At 36.0% G+C, this 16,706-nt stretch carries 16 protein-coding genes; 12 read left to right on the forward strand and 4 right to left on the reverse strand.

Going from position 1 to position 16,706, the window contains the following annotated elements:
* Positions 1-9 precede the first annotated feature (9 nt).
* The 8 genes from JOC48_RS01835 to JOC48_RS01870 all read left to right on the forward strand — a co-directional run bounded on the left by JOC48_RS01835 (position 10) and on the right by JOC48_RS01870 (position 5,781).
* Positions 10-258 carry a DUF2584 family protein gene (locus JOC48_RS01835; RefSeq protein WP_204497335.1) on the forward strand — a complete coding sequence of 83 codons (249 nt, stop codon included), beginning with the start codon at positions 10-12 and terminating at the stop codon, positions 256-258.
* A 304-nt stretch (positions 259-562) separates the two neighbouring features.
* On the forward strand, positions 563-1,084 hold the full coding sequence (gene vrrA, locus JOC48_RS01840; protein WP_204497336.1) for a VrrA/YqfQ family protein: 522 nt from the start codon (positions 563-565) through the stop codon (positions 1,082-1,084).
* Positions 1,085-1,221: 137 nt separating this feature from the next.
* The gene (gene msrB, locus JOC48_RS01845) at positions 1,222-2,193 is read left to right on the forward strand and encodes a peptide-methionine (R)-S-oxide reductase MsrB (RefSeq protein WP_338024213.1); all 972 of its coding nucleotides are present in this window, start codon (positions 1,222-1,224) and stop codon (positions 2,191-2,193) included.
* Positions 2,194-2,294: 101 nt separating this feature from the next.
* Positions 2,295-3,053, forward strand: a complete 759-nt coding sequence (locus tag JOC48_RS01850; RefSeq protein WP_204497338.1) for a TerC family protein — start codon at positions 2,295-2,297, stop codon at positions 3,051-3,053.
* A gap of 27 nt (positions 3,054-3,080) precedes the next feature.
* Entirely contained in the window at positions 3,081-4,151 is a 1,071-nt protein-coding gene (locus tag JOC48_RS01855; protein ID WP_204497339.1) for an AbrB family transcriptional regulator, read from the forward strand.
* A gap of 130 nt (positions 4,152-4,281) precedes the next feature.
* The gene (locus JOC48_RS01860; RefSeq protein ID WP_204497340.1) at positions 4,282-4,485 is read left to right on the forward strand and encodes a DUF6501 family protein; all 204 of its coding nucleotides are present in this window, start codon (positions 4,282-4,284) and stop codon (positions 4,483-4,485) included.
* Positions 4,486-4,700: 215 nt separating this feature from the next.
* Positions 4,701-5,258 carry a histidine phosphatase family protein gene (locus JOC48_RS01865; RefSeq protein ID WP_204497341.1) on the forward strand — a complete coding sequence of 186 codons (558 nt, stop codon included), beginning with the start codon at positions 4,701-4,703 and terminating at the stop codon, positions 5,256-5,258.
* Positions 5,259-5,541: 283 nt separating this feature from the next.
* Positions 5,542-5,781 (forward strand): indolepyruvate ferredoxin oxidoreductase subunit alpha, encoded by a 240-nt coding sequence (locus JOC48_RS01870; protein ID WP_204497342.1) that lies wholly within the window; start codon positions 5,542-5,544, stop codon positions 5,779-5,781.
* Between the two features lie 84 nt (positions 5,782-5,865).
* Here the strand turns inward: JOC48_RS01870 and JOC48_RS01875 are convergent, their stop codons facing one another.
* On the reverse strand, positions 5,866-6,138 hold the full coding sequence (locus JOC48_RS01875; protein WP_204497343.1) for an acylphosphatase: 273 nt from the start codon (positions 6,136-6,138) through the stop codon (positions 5,866-5,868).
* 155 nt (positions 6,139-6,293) lie between these two features.
* On the opposite strand from JOC48_RS01875, the gene JOC48_RS01880 reads away from it, so the two are divergent.
* The 3 genes from JOC48_RS01880 (at position 6,294) to JOC48_RS01890 (ending at position 9,990) form a co-directional block, all read left to right on the forward strand.
* Complete coding sequence (locus JOC48_RS01880; RefSeq protein WP_204497344.1) at positions 6,294-7,844, forward strand: FAD-dependent oxidoreductase; 1,551 nt, start codon at positions 6,294-6,296, stop codon at positions 7,842-7,844.
* A gap of 17 nt (positions 7,845-7,861) precedes the next feature.
* Entirely contained in the window at positions 7,862-8,638 is a 777-nt protein-coding gene (locus tag JOC48_RS01885) for an alpha/beta fold hydrolase (RefSeq protein WP_204497345.1), read from the forward strand.
* Between the two features lie 212 nt (positions 8,639-8,850).
* Entirely contained in the window at positions 8,851-9,990 is a 1,140-nt protein-coding gene (locus tag JOC48_RS01890) for a glycosyltransferase family 4 protein (RefSeq protein WP_204497346.1), read from the forward strand.
* Between the two features lie 132 nt (positions 9,991-10,122).
* On the opposite strand, the gene JOC48_RS01895 is transcribed toward JOC48_RS01890, so the two are convergent.
* Positions 10,123-11,538, reverse strand: coding sequence for a glycoside hydrolase family 18 protein (locus tag JOC48_RS01895; RefSeq protein WP_204497347.1), 1,416 nt, complete (start codon positions 11,536-11,538; stop codon positions 10,123-10,125).
* 305 nt (positions 11,539-11,843) lie between these two features.
* Here JOC48_RS01895 and JOC48_RS01900 point away from each other — a divergent pair, with 305 nt between their 5' ends.
* On the forward strand, positions 11,844-12,563 hold the full coding sequence (locus tag JOC48_RS01900; RefSeq protein ID WP_204497348.1) for an FAD-dependent oxidoreductase: 720 nt from the start codon (positions 11,844-11,846) through the stop codon (positions 12,561-12,563).
* 372 nt (positions 12,564-12,935) lie between these two features.
* Here the strand turns inward: JOC48_RS01900 and JOC48_RS01905 are convergent, their stop codons facing one another.
* Positions 12,936-13,304, reverse strand: coding sequence for a VOC family protein (locus JOC48_RS01905; protein WP_204497349.1), 369 nt, complete (start codon positions 13,302-13,304; stop codon positions 12,936-12,938).
* 246 nt (positions 13,305-13,550) lie between these two features.
* The gene (locus JOC48_RS01910; protein WP_204497350.1) at positions 13,551-16,256 is read right to left on the reverse strand and encodes a UxaA family hydrolase; all 2,706 of its coding nucleotides are present in this window, start codon (positions 16,254-16,256) and stop codon (positions 13,551-13,553) included.
* Between the last annotated feature and the right edge of the window lie 450 nt (positions 16,257-16,706).

Consider the following 16,706-nt stretch of genomic DNA (forward strand, 5'->3'; position numbering starts at 1 on the left):
GGGTTGTTTATGTCGATGCCTCTAATTATTGAGTGGAGACTTGTAACCCATGGTAAGGAAAAGCGATTAAAAAATCAAAAAAATATGTTTGAAATTAGGTTTAATCAATACAAATTTTTTCCAATTAATCAACGAATTGAAATAAGCAGACATGACGATTCTGCCCCAATCGGATGTGGGAAAATTGTCGAGTTAATTTGGAATGATAAGGAGACTATCTGCAAATATCAACTTGTTTCTTTGTATAATGTCAATTAACGACAAATCAAGCACTTGGGTAAATCGGATTAAGTAAATTTATGCGCTTGCCCAGGAAATAAGAAGGATTATTAATTTTCATAACATTGCCATAAGTAATCAAGTTCATAGCACTTGTTTCAGCTGTGTTGTTCGGGATTGTGTTAAGTGTTAATTATTACAGCAGATATTATTGCAGATCAATTTTTAAAAAAGCAGGCTTGCATTAGCCTGCTTTTTTATTGCGGGCATTATAAACGCCTACACCGAATTAATATCAATACGTACACTAAAGTGACAGAAAAATGAGAAAAGAGGGATACGTATGTTTTTTCCGCCTGGTAATAATTTTAATCAACAAATACCAAATATGAATCAATCGCCTTTTTTTGGATTTGGTCCACAAATGCCTGGTCCCCAACAGTTTACACAGCCAGGAACTGGTGGTATTCAAGGGATAATTCAACGTTTATTCAATTCTGGTGGAGCACAAGGGTTGAACAGCGGTGCAGGTATCGCAGATAAATTAGGGAATGTACAACAGGCATTAAAGTTAGCTCAGTCTGCAACTCCGATCATTCGTCAATATGGACCAATGGTTAAAAACTTACCAACCATGATTCGAATGCTAAAAGCGTTCAATGAAACGGAGGATGAAGAAACCACTGAAGAAGATGAAGACATGCAAGAGGAAGAATTTTCAAAAAAAGACATAGATGAATCAAGTCATAATAAAATAGAGATTAAAGAGGAAAATATAAATAAAATGGAAACATTATCCGAAATAAAACAAAAAGTCAAATCGAGTAAGTCATCAGGTGAATCTACACCAAAGCTATTTATCTAATTATTAAAGTTTTATGGAAATACATCTAATAGTAAATGTACTGACTTCTTTTTATCGCGTTCGTAATGCTTGATTTTCTGACCTTTATCGTAAAAAATGAGACAAAGAATTATTTAAATATAGGAGGAGATATTGCAGTGACTGAAAAAATCGAATTAGCAACTTTTGCTGGCGGCTGTTTCTGGTGTATGGTTGAACCATTTGATCAAAGGCCTGGAATAAAACAAGTTATTTCAGGTTACACAGGTGGTGAAACAGAAAACCCTACTTATGAAGAAGTATGCTCGAATACGACTGGACATGTGGAAGCTATACAGATTACGTATGACCCCACGATTTTCCCATACGAAAAATTACTTGATATTTTTTGGAAACAAATTGACCCAACAGACCCAGGCGGTCAATTTAATGATAGAGGAGAATCTTATCAGACTGTTATTTTCTATCATAATGAACAACAAAAGGTTCTAGCAGAAGAATCTAAGCGTAAATTAGAAGAGAGTGGAAAATTCAATAAACCAATTGCTACGCAAATATTACCGGCCAAGACATTTTACAGAGCTGAGGAAAAACATCAAGACTATTATAAAAAGCAATCGTTTCATTATCGTTTATATAAAAAGGGTTCTGGAAGAGAAGATTTTATAAAGAATCATTGGTCTAAAAAATATGATAAAAGTGAGTTAAAACAAAAACTAACCCCAATACAATACCAAGTAACACAAGAGAATGGTACGGAGCGACCATTTCAAAATGAGTATTGGGATCATAATGAAGACGGTATTTATGTTGACATTATTAGTGGAGAACCATTATTTTCGTCACTTGATAAATATGATGCAGGCTGCGGGTGGCCAAGCTTTACTAAACCAATCGACAGGCATCATCTAAAAGAGAATATGGATACATCTCATGGGATGAGACGAATTGAAATTAGAAGTAATGAATCAGATTCTCATTTGGGACATGTTTTTGATGATGGACCTGTGGATCGAGGTGGTCAACGTTACTGCATGAATTCAGCTGCTATGCGCTTCATCCCTAAGCATAAGATGGAAGCTGAAGGATATGGATATTTAGCGTATTTGTTTGATGAAGACAAATCATAGGAATAATGAACCCCTTGCCAAACAAATTGGGCAGGGGGTTTTCATTAAAATCAATTTAATGAAGTGATATTTTAAATTGAACAATAAAGCGAGGTTGTTTCATGGATTCTGGTGTTCTGATTGAATATGGGTGGACATTATTAGTATTAATTGGCCTTGAAGGATTATTAGCTGCTGATAATGCATTAGTAATGGCTTTAATTGTAAAACATTTACCAGAAAGCAAACGAAAGAAAGCATTATTGTACGGCTTAGGCGGAGCCTTCATTTTCCGCTTTAGTTCACTGTTTTTTATTTCTCATCTAATTGATATTTGGCAACTACAAGCCTTAGGTGCAATCTATTTATTTTTTATATCCATTAATAACCTATTAAAAATTATCTTTAAAAAGCATGCAAGTACAAATGTTACAGAATCTCAGCCTAATAGAAGACTAGGTTTTTGGCCAACTGTCTTTAAGGTAGAATTAGCAGATATTGCCTTTGCAGTAGATTCGATTTTGGCGGCAGTAGCGTTATCTACCACCCTAGAGAGTACTGCATTGCCAGACATTGGTGGAATGGATGGAGGTCAATTTCTAGTAGTATTGTCTGGCGGTATGATTGGACTCATTCTTATTCGAATAGCTGCTTCCTATATCGTTGGACTTCTGCAACGGAGACCCGGACTTGAAACGGCTGCATACATAATTGTCGGTTGGGTCGCCGTTAAATTAGGAATCCATACATTGGCTCATCCTCAGCTTAACATTATTGATCAACATTTTCCTGATTCATCTTTATGGAATACTATATTCTGGTCTGTTATGATTTTAGTAGCTATGATCGGTTGGTCATGGAAACCGAAAAATTATTTTTGATTAATAATGAGAGAAGGATTTTCTTAAATGGACTGCGCCTATCTGAAACGTCTTTGTATCACTTATATTATTGGTTTTGTTGGTGGATGGTTATTTAGCATTGTACAATTACCATTACCATGGATTCTCGGCCCCTTAACTGTATTACTCTTATGGAAAACTTTTATTCTTCGCTCCATTGAATCATCTTTGTCATTAAGAAAGATAAGCTTTACAATCATGGGAATTCAAATAGGAACTACGTTTACTTCAGCCACGTTAACTCATGTAATCCCATATCTTATCCCTTTTACGTTGTTAACAATCATTATTATCGCTATAAGTCTAGTAAGTGCCTTTCTACTAACAAAATGGATACCTGTAGATGTAACTACTAGTATGTTAGGAAGTGTCCCTGGAGGACTTTCGGCAATTATTGCATTAAGTGATTCATTAGAAGGAAATACAGCACTGGTGACCATTTTACAAACCATACGATTAATTACAGTATTATTCACCGTACCATTTGCCGCGACTCATTTGTTTATTTCTGGTGAAGGTCCATCAGTCGCTTTTAGTACTCCGATGGAACAAGGACCTCTCTGGACCATTGTTGTTTATGTTGCAATTTATTTTATAGCTTTAAGATTTCAATACAAAGTTCCTGCTGCACTTGTCATTGTACCAATGCTCGTTGTAGGTGCTGTCCAAATCATAGATTTACCATTATTTGAGTTGCCCAATTACTGTTATATATGTGCACAAGTAGCAATTGGTGTACATTTAGGGGAATCTATTTCTATTCGTGACTTAACAAAAGCCGGTAAATATTGTCTGTATTATTTTGGATTAACACTATTGATTGTTTTGTTATCCTTTAGTTTTGGTTATATTTTTTCTGTTATTACAAATATAGATATAGCAACATCTATTTTAAGTTTTGCACCTGGAGGATTGATTGAGATGGCGGTAACTGCTCAATCTGTAAGGGGAGACCCCTCCATCGTTAGTTCTCTACAAATGATTCGGTTATTAACCATTGTACTAATTTTACCTATGGTTCTTAAGCTAATTATCGGAAAAATAAAGAGCTATCAAAAACAGCAAACCGGAAGTTGAAGATAATTTTATTATGTAAACTTTCGAGGTGAAGAGAAAGAAAAAGTTAAATATGATACAATAATAGAGAATAATTAATGAATCAAAAAAGAAAAATTCGTGAATATTTAAATAAGGAGCTGGTTTGCAGATGATTCATAAAAGTTGGGAGAAAAATCAAACCATTAAACACTTAAAATGTGTACATGCAGATGCAAAAAAGTTTGTCGTCGATACAATGCTTACTCCTGGAAAAACTTACGAAGTGAAAAATGAAACAGATGAATTTTATTTTATTATTGATAATTCTAATAGAGTTGCAGGTTTTAAAAAGGAATATTTTGAAGAAATTTAACGTCGAAAAACTAACCAGACCTTGTTAGAGGATTGGTTAGTTTTTTAAGACTTAAAATATCAACACTATCCTTTATCATAGCCTAATGAAAAGGAGTTATTTACAAATTTTTAAGAATATTTGGTGAAAAAAAGGACAGAATGATAGAATAACACTTGACTTGTTACCTAATAACCTAAATAATTTTGTTAAAGCCAAGTTTAGGAGATGATAGAGTGAAACGACTATTCATGATTCGCCATTGTCATGCTGAGGGACAACATAAGGATTCACCATTAACAAAACAAGGGATTAAACAATCAAAACGATTATCAAATTTTATTGAACAGTCCAGTTTTTTTATAGACCGAATTATTACGAGTCCTTACCTTCGGGCACGAGAAAGTATTAAGCCTTATGCTGAAAACAATAATCTCTTGATTCAAATAGATCATCGTTTGCAAGAAAGATTATTGAGTGAGGCCCCAATAGACGATTGGATGGATGTACTAGAGAAGTCTTTTTCAGATCGGGACTTTCGACTACCAGGTGGTGAATCTTCAAATGATGCTTTGTCTCGTTCAATCCAGGTAGTTAATGAATTGATGCAAGATGAAAGTAGTGAAAATGCAGCAATTGTTACTCACGGAAATTTACTCGCAATTCTCCTAGGCGAATTTCAAGAAGACTTCGGATATGAACATTGGAAAACAATTACTAATCCAGATGTATATATGATTGAAAAAAGTAATGCTGGTTTTACGGTTAAACGATTGTGGGACAATTCAATATAGATCTATGATAGAGAAAATTTTATTTATAATATCATTTCCTAAAAGGCTGAAAAAATGAGTGCAACCTGCACTCATTTTTTCAATACTTATTAAAAATTTGCTAATTAATGAATTATTTAACTAGATAAGGATTTAATTTTTACGCTTTTAAATGGATTAATTACACATAATAAACGGTAAATAATGAAAAATCCTTTTCTATAAAGGAATAAATAAGCTATAATGTTACATGATGCATTAATACTAGAAATTAATGGTATATAAAATAAAGGAGGAATTTTTCTTGGCTTTCGTAATAACTTCACCCTGTAAAGAAGAAAAAGCAGGGGAATGTGTAGAGGTTTGCCCGGTAGATTGTATAGAAGAAGGAAAAGATATGTTTTATATCGATCCTGACATATGTATTGATTGTGGTGCGTGTGAAGCAGTTTGCCCTGTTGAGGCAATTCATATGGAAGATGAAGTACCTGACGATGAGCATGAATATATTGCTTTAAATCGTAAGTTTTTTGAAGAAAATTAAAGAATTTAGAGTCGTTATCCTTTTTAGCCGCTAATGAAGACATTAGCGGCTTTTTAAAGGCTATGGGCGTTTGGCCTTTCTTAATTATACGATATCAAACGAGCTATAATCCTTTATATCAGAATAAGTGGTAATCTGAACATTATCAATTGTTATAAAACGTCTCGGTCCTTTTTTAATCATTTCTATAAATTGGTCAACCTTTTTGGAGTCGCCTTCAGCTTCTACTTCAACCGTACCATCCGACAGATTTCTTACCCATCCATATACCCCGATTTCTTTCGCTCGTTGTTGTGTAGTGTATCTAAACCCAACACCTTGAACAAGTCCACTTACAATCATATGTACTCTATACATACTATCACCTCCACATCGGATTCTAGAGCCTTTAAGCCTATCGTAACACATAGAAACTGAATAGATTAACGATAATCCATATACATGAAAATAGTTTTTTGTGAAAAAATAAACGGAAAGTACGTGTACCTATAAAAGTTTACAGGAGGATAGTTATGGCAAATAACAATGAAAAGAACTATACTGTTCCAACTTATCCAGAGCCCTATTGGAGAGAGTCTATACATATACCTGAATTTCCTAAATTAGAAGAAAGCATACATGCTGATATCGGAATCGTTGGCGGTGGGATTACTGGCATTACTACTGCCTATTTATTGGTCAAAGCAGGGCTTAAGGTTGCACTGATCGATGCTGGACGTTTATTAAATGGTACTACCGGTCATACTACAGCGAAAGTAACAGCTCAGCACGGACTTATTTATGACGAATTGATACAACATATTGGTGAAGAAAAGGCAAAGCTTTATTACGAGGCATGCACAGAAGCGATGGATTTTATTCAAGAACGAATCAACGAGCATAACATCTCGTGTGACTTTTCTATAGAAGATGCTTATGTTTATACAAATTCTGATCGCTACATTAGCAAAATAGAAAGTGAAAAAAAAGCTTACGACAAACTCGGAATTAAAGGTGAAATTACAAAAGAAATCCCGTTTGATATTCCGATTAAGTCAGCAATTGTAATGAAAAATCAAGCTCAGTTTCATCCTTTGAAATATTTAAAGACTTTGGTTGATTACATGAAAGAAAATGGTGGACTGATTTATGAGAACACTACCGCAATCGATGTCGCTAATGGTGATCATCCGAATATCTTGACGAGAGAGGGATATCGAATTACCTGTGACCGAGTAGTTGCTGCTTCTCATTATCCATTCTATGGAGGAGAAGGTTATTACTTTTCGAGAATGTATCCTGAGCGTTCTTATATCATTGCAATAGACACTGACAAAAAATTTCCAGGCGGAATGTATATTAATGCAGAAGATCCAACTAGATCGATTCGTTCTACTACATTGAATGGGAAGGAGTTATGGTTAATTGGTGGCGATAACCATAAAACTGGTCAAGGGAAATCAACGATTGAGCATTACGAGGCGCTGGAACAATTTGCAAATGAAACATTTGGCATTAAAAATTACCAATATCGTTGGTCTGCACAAGATTTAACCACGTTGGATAAGGTACCCTTTATCGGACAAGTAACCGAAGATCAACCTGAAGTATTAATAGCAACTGGATTTAGAAAGTGGGGAATGACGAACGGAACGATAGCCGCAAAATTGCTTGCTGATATTATCACATCGAAAGAAAACAAGTATCGTTCTTTATATTCACCTTCTCGGTTTCATGCAGATCCAGATATTAAAAAATTTTCTAGTATAAACGCTGATGTTGCCAAACACCTTATCAAAGGAAAGCTTGAATATACGACTGCAAACATAGATGATGTGAATAGAGATGAAGCGAAAGTAGTACGAATTAATGGAAGAAGAGCAGGTGTTTATCGAGATAATAATGGCGAACCTCATATTGTTGATACGACTTGTACACATATGGGTTGTGAAGTGAATTGGAACGCGGGAGATCGTACTTGGGATTGTCCTTGCCACGGGTCAAGATTTAATATAAACGGGGAAGTAGTTGAGGGGCCGGCTCAACAGCCTTTAAAAAAATATAACAATGAATATTTTGCATAGCATTGAAAGGAGAAAACATGCAATATATCGAACGCACCGATGGAATCACATACTATGAAATATATGGTGAAGGTCTTCCAATTATTTTTATTCATCCACCAGGTATGGGTAAAATTACATTTGAATACCAAAAGCGATTAGCAAATCGTTTTAAAATAATCTTACCTGACTTAAGTGGACATGGAGATTCTACACCATCTCGTAACCATACTAGTATTATAAAGCAATTTGTTGATGAGCTATCAATGATTATAGACAACGAGCAATTGGATGAGGCGATCATATGTGGTTATTCAGCTGGAGGTATGATTGCTCAAGAGTTTGCATTCACCTATCCAAATAAAACAAAAGCAATTCTTTTATCCGGTGGCTATCCAAAGGTAGCCACTAATGGATTGAAAGTAGAGTACAAATTAGGAATGAGTTTATTAAAAGCTTCCCCTGAATCCCTTGCTAATGTCTTAGCTTTTAGTCATGCTAAAAGGACAGTATATCGTAAAGCATTATTTGAGCATATTTGCAAAAGTGATGTAAGTAACTGGCTAGAGTTTTATGAAGAAACGCTGTACTACGATTGTGTGCAGAAACTACAAAGTGTGAAGTCACCATTATTAACCGTGTATGGCCAGCAAGCTTTTTGGATAAACAAACACAAAAAATACTATCATTCCTGTCCTGATGCAGAAATTGCAATTGTAAGAAATTCACTCCATCAAGTTCCTACAAAGAAATGGCAAGCATTCAATCATGTCATCAATAATTTTATACAAAGTAAGTTTGTAAATGAAATGTAAAATGTATATAAAAAATAAACCATTATAATTTCTTTATAATGGAATATATTTTATAATAATTTAGAAGAACGTGTTGAAAGAGTGGAACCAAACTTATTAACAGATGATGTTTTAAAGGTATCTGAATTCCAATATTAAATGATAAAGAAAAAGTTATAAAGGAAAATGTCATGCCATCAATTTCGTGGAAGTAGAAAAGGAGCACTTTCGTTTTGAAAATACTAATTATTACAGAAACTTTTTTGCCATCAACTGATGGAGTAGTAACCCGTTTGACACAATCAATTTGCTATTTACGTAAAAACAAGCATGAAGTAGTCGTGATTGCGCCTGACTTAGGAGTATATGAATATGAAGGAGCAGTGATTGAAGGGGTCAAAGCAACAACGTTACCCTTTTATCGTTATCGGCCGTTTTCTTTGCCACAAACGAAGGTAAAGGAAATAATAGAAAAACACCAGCCTGATCTTATTCATGTTGTTAATCCTGCTATACTAGGGGCTTCAGGTGTTTATTATGCAGAAAAGTTAGGATATCCATTAATTGCGTCGTATCACACACATGTTCCAAAATATTTTGACTATTATCATTTAAAACTACTAAAGCCTTTGTGTTGGAGTTATTTCCGGAAGTTACACAATAAAGCTGACTTAAACCTTTGTACTTCTGAAGCGGTTCAAAAAGAATTGTTAAATAAAAATTTCTTTAATGTACATGTTTGGCAACGAGGTGTAGATGTCAATAAATATCATCCAGATCATTATAGTAGTGAAATGAGAGAACGTCTTTCCAAAGGAAACAAGGATAAAAAATTGCTTTTATTTGTGGGACGATTAGCGGCAGAAAAAGAAATCCATAAACTACATCCGTTACTAAAAGAAAGAGATGATATTCATCTTGCAATTGTTGGTGATGGACCAGAAAGAGACAGCTTAGAAGAAATCTTTCTGGATACTAATACTACGTTTACTGGCTTTTTACATGGGCAAGAATTAGCGTCTGCGTTTGCTTCTGCTGATGCTATGGTGTTTCCATCTACAACAGAGACACTCGGGCTTGTAATTTTAGAATCAATGGCGTCAGGATTACCTGTAATTGCAGCAAAAAGTGAACCAACGATGGAACAAATTGAGGAGGGTAAAACAGGGATTTTGTATGAAAATGAAGATGTTAGAAGTATGAATTTAGCAATTGAACAATTATATAATAAAAATCTTTTCAATCAAATGAAAATAAATGCAAGGAATGAAGCTGAAAGATATAGCTGGGCAAGACCTTCACGACAGCTCATTGATTTTTACGAAATGACATTATCACTTAATGACGCAAGTGTTGTAATGGATCACGGCTGATAACTGTTAACATTATGGCGCGTCATCATGCCAAAAAACAATTTTGTACATAACAAAAGAAAAAATGACAGACGAAAAAAGAGTTGAAAGATCAATTGGATCAACAACTCTTTTTTTATTAATTTTCCCTTGCTAAAATTTTTGAATCCGGAAGTTGTCTGCAAGTACAAGCCAATTCTGCGGGAATGGATTTCCTAGAACCCAATAGCTTACTCCCCGTAAATTTAACGCTTTTACCAAATCATACTTTGCTTGCACACTTCGAGCGTCTTCAAACCAAACGACATGCTCTTTCCCTTGTTCATCATAGTAATGATAGAAGGGTGACTGTGCTTTTTCATCAAATTGTATGGAAACTCCATATTGAGCAGCCCGTTCAACAGCTGTTTGTGGACTTAATGTTCGAGCCCAAGGACCACCTTCTACATATGGTAGTGTCCAATCATAGCCATACAAAGGCATACCCATCACAATTTTATTACTTGGTATTTCAGTAAGAGCATATTCAATTACCTGTCGTACTTCATTAATCGGAGCTACTGCCATCGGTGGACCACCAGACCATCCCCACTCATAGGTCATGATGACGACAAAGTCGACGATTTCCCCATGGGCAGCATAATCGTGGGCTTCATATAACAGCCCTTGTTGTTCAGCGGAGTATTTTGGTGCCACTGCAGTAGACACTGAATAACCTAATGGATGTAGACGATTAACTACTTGTCGTAAAAATGCGTTATAGTTCTCTCTATCCTGTGGATATATATATTCAAAATCAATATTTAGTCCAATATATCCTTTTTCTTGCATAATTTGTACGATGTTATTTAACAATTTTTCTTTAACAGATGGGTTAATAAAAATTTCGTGTGCAAGATCTGAGCTAAATTCACCCTCTATAAAATTGGTTAAAACCATTAGGGGTGCTACATTTTCAACCTTTGCAACATTCAATAACTCTGTATCATTTAGATTTCGTACTGATCCATCAGCTTTCACTTGATAACTAAATGGGCTAATATAAGTTAAATAGTCACCAATCTCTCTTACTATTTGCTGACCACTTTCATTCAATCTTGTGATATATGCATTTACTTCGATAAGCGGCTTCGTTTTTTCTGGAATAATCAGTCGTTGTCCGGGATAAATCTGTGATGGATCAGCAATTCGATTTACACGAACTATTTCTTGGATTGGAACGCCATATTTTATAGAAATAGCCCAAAGTGTTTCACCAGCTTTTAAAATGTGAAAGTCAGACGGGATTTTTAATCGTTGTCCAATGTAAATTAAATTAGGATCTTCTATTTGATTTTCATTAATAATAGACTCGATTGTTACCCCATATCCCTGGGCAATACTCCACAATGATTCACCAGGTTGAATGATATGATATCGAGCAGATTCTGGTATTACTAACGATTGTCCTATGACCAGTTGGTTAGGATTGGTTATTTGATTTGCAGCGATAACTTGATCCATGGCCACTCCATATCTTTGAGAAATCCTCCATAAGGTATCTCCTGATTGTACCACGTGAATATACATAGAGGTCATCCTTTCTCAGTTAGGTTATCTCAAGATAAAAGATGTAAAGATTTATTAATACTTAATAAATGTATGTTATTAAAAGAGTTGATATGCGTGTTATATAAGCATAGTCTCATGAAACAATATGTACTTATCATACATGGACTAATTTGCAAATTTAGCAAGAGATTGTTCTTTTTTAATGCAAGTTTTGGGTATATATTACACGTTAAGATGGTAAAGTATATGAGATAGAAGCGTTAGGAAACAACTGATGCCCAGAGTGAAGGAATACTTTTACCAGGAAAGGAGTGTAAGAACAAATGCAGCAAAAATATAAAGCAAAATTACGGAAAAAACAAACGATAGCGAATGACACAATGGCCTTTTATTGGGAAAAGCCACATGGGTTTACATATAAAGCTGGACAATATTGTACTATGACCCTAATTAACCCAAAATTAACTGACGAGGAAGGCAAAGAACGTGCTTTATCAATAGCAACCGCTCCATATGAAGAAGCTGTTATGACGGCCACTCGTATATCCGATTCGGCTTTTAAACAGATGCTGGAAGAATTCACGCCTGGTACAGAGGTGGAATTTGATGAGCCCCGCGGAGAGTTTACTTTGCACCATGATGAAACTACACCGGCTGTATTTATAATCGGAGGTATCGGCATTACACCGGTACGGAGCATTATTGCTCAGGCTACAAATGAACAGTTTCCCCACAATCTCATCTTATTGTATTCGAACAAAAAGCCTCAAGATGCGGCGTTCATGGAGGATTTAAAGGGATTTGAAGAAAAGAACTCCAACTTTTTGTTTGTCCCCGTAATGACGAATACCGAACCCAATGAATGGACTGGAGAAAGAGGTTTGATTGACACTGATATGATCCAAAAATATGTATCAGATATTAGCGCTCCGATATACTATCTCTGCGGTCCTCCTAAAATGGTCAAAGATATGCATCAGTTGCTCGTTGAAATGGGAGTTGATGAAAACAACATCCGGGTAGAAGAATTTTCGGGTTATTAAATATAAACAATCATTTCCTATATTTATAAGAAATTTAGTGCACAAATCAATGTAATAGTGTTACCTGTATTTGGGTAAGTAGATGTGAATAGACTTGGAATTATTAGTTGTGCATAGACAACTTAAAACATTACTATCGGTGTCTACCTATATAAAAAGAAGTAACCCCCACGACCAATGGATAACGATTACTTCTCTTGATAAAATAACAAACATTAGGTTAACCGATTATTATGCGCTATTGTAGTTACGTTGCCGAGTGGTTGCTGCCACTCGGCTTTCCTCAATTTAATTATTACTATTTCAGTCAAACTAAGGCTAAATATCACAGTAAACTAAGAGGTCCATGTGGAACCTGTCGCCTTAGCATCCTTATCTTTCCACAAGTTCCAGCTTCTCACCATTCGGACCTTCGAAAAACGCTATCTTCACTGTACCATTTAAAATGATTCGAGGTTCTTCATCTACTAATTTGATACCCGCTTCTTTAAAGCGTGCGAGTTCAGCTTCAATGTTTTTAACAGTAAAGGCCAAGTGGTTCACGATTCCTTCGTTTTCAAATGGTCTGCCGTAGACAAGTTCTACCTCTACGCTTGGCTGTTCTGGAAAAAATAAAAAGGCAAGCTCAATCGTGTCATTTAACCATTCTCTATTTCTTAATTCTAAACCGAGGATATTTTGATAGAACGCTAAAGATTCGTCCATGTCATTGACCATAATCCCCACATGTTCCATTTTCATAATGCATTCCTCCTGACAGAGAATATTATGTATTGTACTATTTTATATTATAGTCTGTATTTAACTGTTTTGATAGTGAAAAATCAGTTTATAAGTAAAACGAAGGCTTATCGCCAATAGGACATGCACTTTAGAGTACAAGGGCTTCGAAGAAAGTAAATAGCACTTTCAAGGAATCTCTTTAACGATAAGCCAAGCTTTCTAGTTATATTTAAAATTCAAATAAAATAGTTGATTAACTCCCACTTATAACGAAATACCTAGTAGTCCTCGTGTAAACTGAAAGTCTACATTACCCTGTTTAAACAAACGAGGAGTATAACTATGCTCAAAGATTTGTTTGCATCGCTCTAGAATCTGCTCTGTCCAACAAGTAGGATCTCCAGTAAGGAACAGATCCAAGTCGGTAGCGTAGTTTTGCTGCATAGACGAATCCGATGTCATTTGAAGGATAGGCACGAATGGATGTGCCTGCATAGGGCTTTCATTAGTCAGGGCAATGATTAACTCAACACCTGTAGCAGCTAATCCTGTAATGGTTTCTACCCAATGTGTAGTTGGAGATTCCATCATGTGAAAGCCAAATTTATTAGCATGTTCCCCATAGGCTAAGGAAGGTTGGACTTTAGGTGTAGTTAAGGTATTTTCACTGTAAGCATCTGTTGAAAGCAATCCACTGTTTTCAGGAATAACCACCATACCGCCTGCACCTACAATCATTTTAGTCAATGTGGCAAGCTGTTCACCCTCTGCATCTCCAATCGAACCATCACTTAAGATACCAATCCGCAATCCTTCTAGCCCTACTGTTTCCTGTGTGCCACATTGATCTTTAGCCAATTGATCCATAAACCACGCTTCCACCTTCTCCGTTACCTTATTAATGCCACCGTCAAGTTGAATACTAGCAAAACCAAGACGTCTTGGGTCAATATTCATCTCCTTCATCTTATTCTTCATAAAGTCGTTGTGCGTTTTTTCGCATCCGTGTTCCAGTAACAGACAATGCTTGACTAGTGGATGGCTTATGTAACCCATCATTGTTCGAGCATACATTTCCTCTGGTTTTCCAGCTGAGTTTCCACATCCTTCTGTGTGAGCTAAGGCCACGAAGCGCGAGAGCCCATTAGACTGACCAATTCCCTGTTCGTTCAATCGCTTCGTAATCATATTAGCTACCTGACCAGAACAAAGACTAGTAGGTAGGATTAAACCAACCGAATCACTAGCTATTTGATCTTGGTTATGCGTAAAGGTGAATTTAATTGGTTTGTTAGTTTTAGCTGAAGTTGTTTGAATTGGGATGGGTTCCCCAGTTGGTTCAGGTTTATGAAGTAATGAATGTAATTGGCTTGAATCCGTTTGCTGCCAGTTACGCCAAATCTGTACCTGTACATGGCCTGCTTTCTCACCAACACTGCGCTGACCTGAGGCAGTCTGTAATGCCAATTCAAAGGATTTCTTACCCAACTCATCCATGGACATACCATCTTGATACTGACCGGCATTGATGTCCATATCTTTGGATAATAATTGGAATCGACTCGAAGTAGTCACTACCTTAAGCGTCGGGACAAAAGGAAAGTTGGTTATGGATCCATTACCTGTTGTAAAGAAAATTAAGTTACAGCCGGAAGCTACTTGCCCAGCCACACTCTCAAGATCATTACCCGGGCTATCCATGAAATGAAATCCAGAATCTTTCATCGGTTCACCATAGTTGATGGCATAATCTAGGCGAGTTTCAGGATCTTTTTTGCGGGCAGCACCAATGGATTTGAGATAAATATTATACAATCCTCGATATTTATTACCACCAGATGGATTTCCTTCAGCACTAGTACCATGCCAAGATGCACGATTCTTAAAGTCTTTCATTAAATTTAGGAATTTACGTGCAGTTTCAACATCACGAACCTTTTGCAAGACATATGGCTCGGCGCCAATTAATTCATCAGTTTCAGCAAGATTAGCACTGCCTCCATATCGGATTAACTCTTTCGAAATCCACCCCAACAACGGATTAGCAGAAATTCCAGAAAAAGAGTCTGAGCCACCGCACTGTAAAGCAATCTTTAGGTTGCTTATACATTCAGGGGTCCTTTCTATATCATTAACTGTTGGTAGCCATTCACGTACAATTGCTTCGCCTTTATTTAAATTTTCTTGGAAGCCCCCATTGATTGACATCAAACGATGCAACACATCATCTAATGGATAATGGTATTTTCGTGCATAATCTACTACCATTTGATTTGTTACGGGATCATGATCGTAATCCACCAATAGGACTGCACCGACATTTGGATTGACCATAAATCCAGCTAATGTCCGTAGCAAGAGTGTTAGATTATTAGGTTGTTCTGTATTACCCTCCGTGTGTGCAACGGGGACAATCCCATCTATTTGAGGATAATGCTTTAATTCATCTTGTAACCGGGCAGCAAGTTGCTTAACATAGCTCCCCGTACGAGAGGTAGTTCCCAATAAGACAATCGTATTACGGGTACCAACTCCACGTGTTTTACTGCGACGATACCCCATGAAGGTTCGAGATTCCTTGTAAGCAGGGAGGGTTGGGGCCGGTTGAAACTTTTCCTCATTAAGAATAAAAGTAGGAGCTTGATCAGTAAAATTAGGCTCCGGAGGAAGGGGGAAGTCTAGCGAACGCACGCGAAGTGCATCCAACACACCCTTGTTAATCACATAATTACCTGGCTCGATTGGTTGCTTAGCCACACCAAAAGGCAATTCCCAAGAGAGTAAGTATTCACCAGCAGAAATTGCTTTCACTGCAAAACGATGACCTTCTAAGACGGTATAATCTAAAATCAGCTCTTTGTCTTGATAGTGAATAATTGTGCCAGCGTCAAGTGAGCGAATTGCAACGGCGACATTATCTCCCGGTAAAGGGAGTCTAGCAACTTCGTCAAAATCAAAAGAAAGATTCATAGTAAAAAACTCCTTATTGTAAAATTTAGTTAAGGCAAAAAGGACAGAATTACTTTTTATAAGCCCACGTCTTCAGAATTTATTAAGCGCTTTCATTAATGATGTTAACTTAGCAACAGTATATGAGTTTATAACCATATTCTAACACAGATTGAAAAAATTATTGAATGGAAGAAATTTTTTCTTTTTTATAGAAATGTCTAGTTTCACTGCGAATTTGTGAATCGTTTAATAAATAGAACAAGTGGTTGATAAAAAACAAGTATATAATAACCCATAAATAAAGAATGAGGGAGGATACTTCGAAGAATTTTATGATCGCACAGGTTATGATTTTTTAAATCAGATTATTTACATTGAACGAAGAAGGAGAAAAATTTAACCAAGACTTTATTACGTAAAATATAAATTTGACGGAATAAAGTAAAAAGTATAAAATTGGAAGAAAGA

Source organism: Aquibacillus albus (assembly GCF_016908325.1).
In the GTDB taxonomy this organism is placed as follows: domain Bacteria; phylum Bacillota; class Bacilli; order Bacillales; family Amphibacillaceae; genus Aquibacillus_A; species Aquibacillus_A albus.

Excerpts from the sequence above, each read along its gene's own strand:
- JOC48_RS01885 (WP_204497345.1), top strand. The coding sequence starts at position 7,862 with ATGCAATATATCGAACGCACCGATGGAATCACATACTATGAAATATAT.
- JOC48_RS01895 (WP_204497347.1), bottom strand. The coding sequence starts at position 11,538 with ATGTATATTCACGTGGTACAATCAGGAGATACCTTATGGAGGATTTCT.
- vrrA (WP_204497336.1), top strand. The coding sequence starts at position 563 with ATGTTTTTTCCGCCTGGTAATAATTTTAATCAACAAATACCAAATATG.
- JOC48_RS01875 (WP_204497343.1), bottom strand. The coding sequence starts at position 6,138 with ATGTATAGAGTACATATGATTGTAAGTGGACTTGTTCAAGGTGTTGGG.
- JOC48_RS01860 (WP_204497340.1), top strand. The coding sequence starts at position 4,282 with ATGATTCATAAAAGTTGGGAGAAAAATCAAACCATTAAACACTTAAAA.
- JOC48_RS01905 (WP_204497349.1), bottom strand. The coding sequence starts at position 13,304 with ATGAAAATGGAACATGTGGGGATTATGGTCAATGACATGGACGAATCT.
- JOC48_RS01900 (WP_204497348.1), top strand. The coding sequence starts at position 11,844 with ATGCAGCAAAAATATAAAGCAAAATTACGGAAAAAACAAACGATAGCG.
- JOC48_RS01855 (WP_204497339.1), top strand. The coding sequence starts at position 3,081 with ATGGACTGCGCCTATCTGAAACGTCTTTGTATCACTTATATTATTGGT.
- JOC48_RS01835 (WP_204497335.1), top strand. The coding sequence starts at position 10 with ATGTCGATGCCTCTAATTATTGAGTGGAGACTTGTAACCCATGGTAAG.
- JOC48_RS01910 (WP_204497350.1), bottom strand. The coding sequence starts at position 16,256 with ATGAATCTTTCTTTTGATTTTGACGAAGTTGCTAGACTCCCTTTACCG.
- JOC48_RS01850 (WP_204497338.1), top strand. The coding sequence starts at position 2,295 with ATGGATTCTGGTGTTCTGATTGAATATGGGTGGACATTATTAGTATTA.
- JOC48_RS01880 (WP_204497344.1), top strand. The coding sequence starts at position 6,294 with ATGGCAAATAACAATGAAAAGAACTATACTGTTCCAACTTATCCAGAG.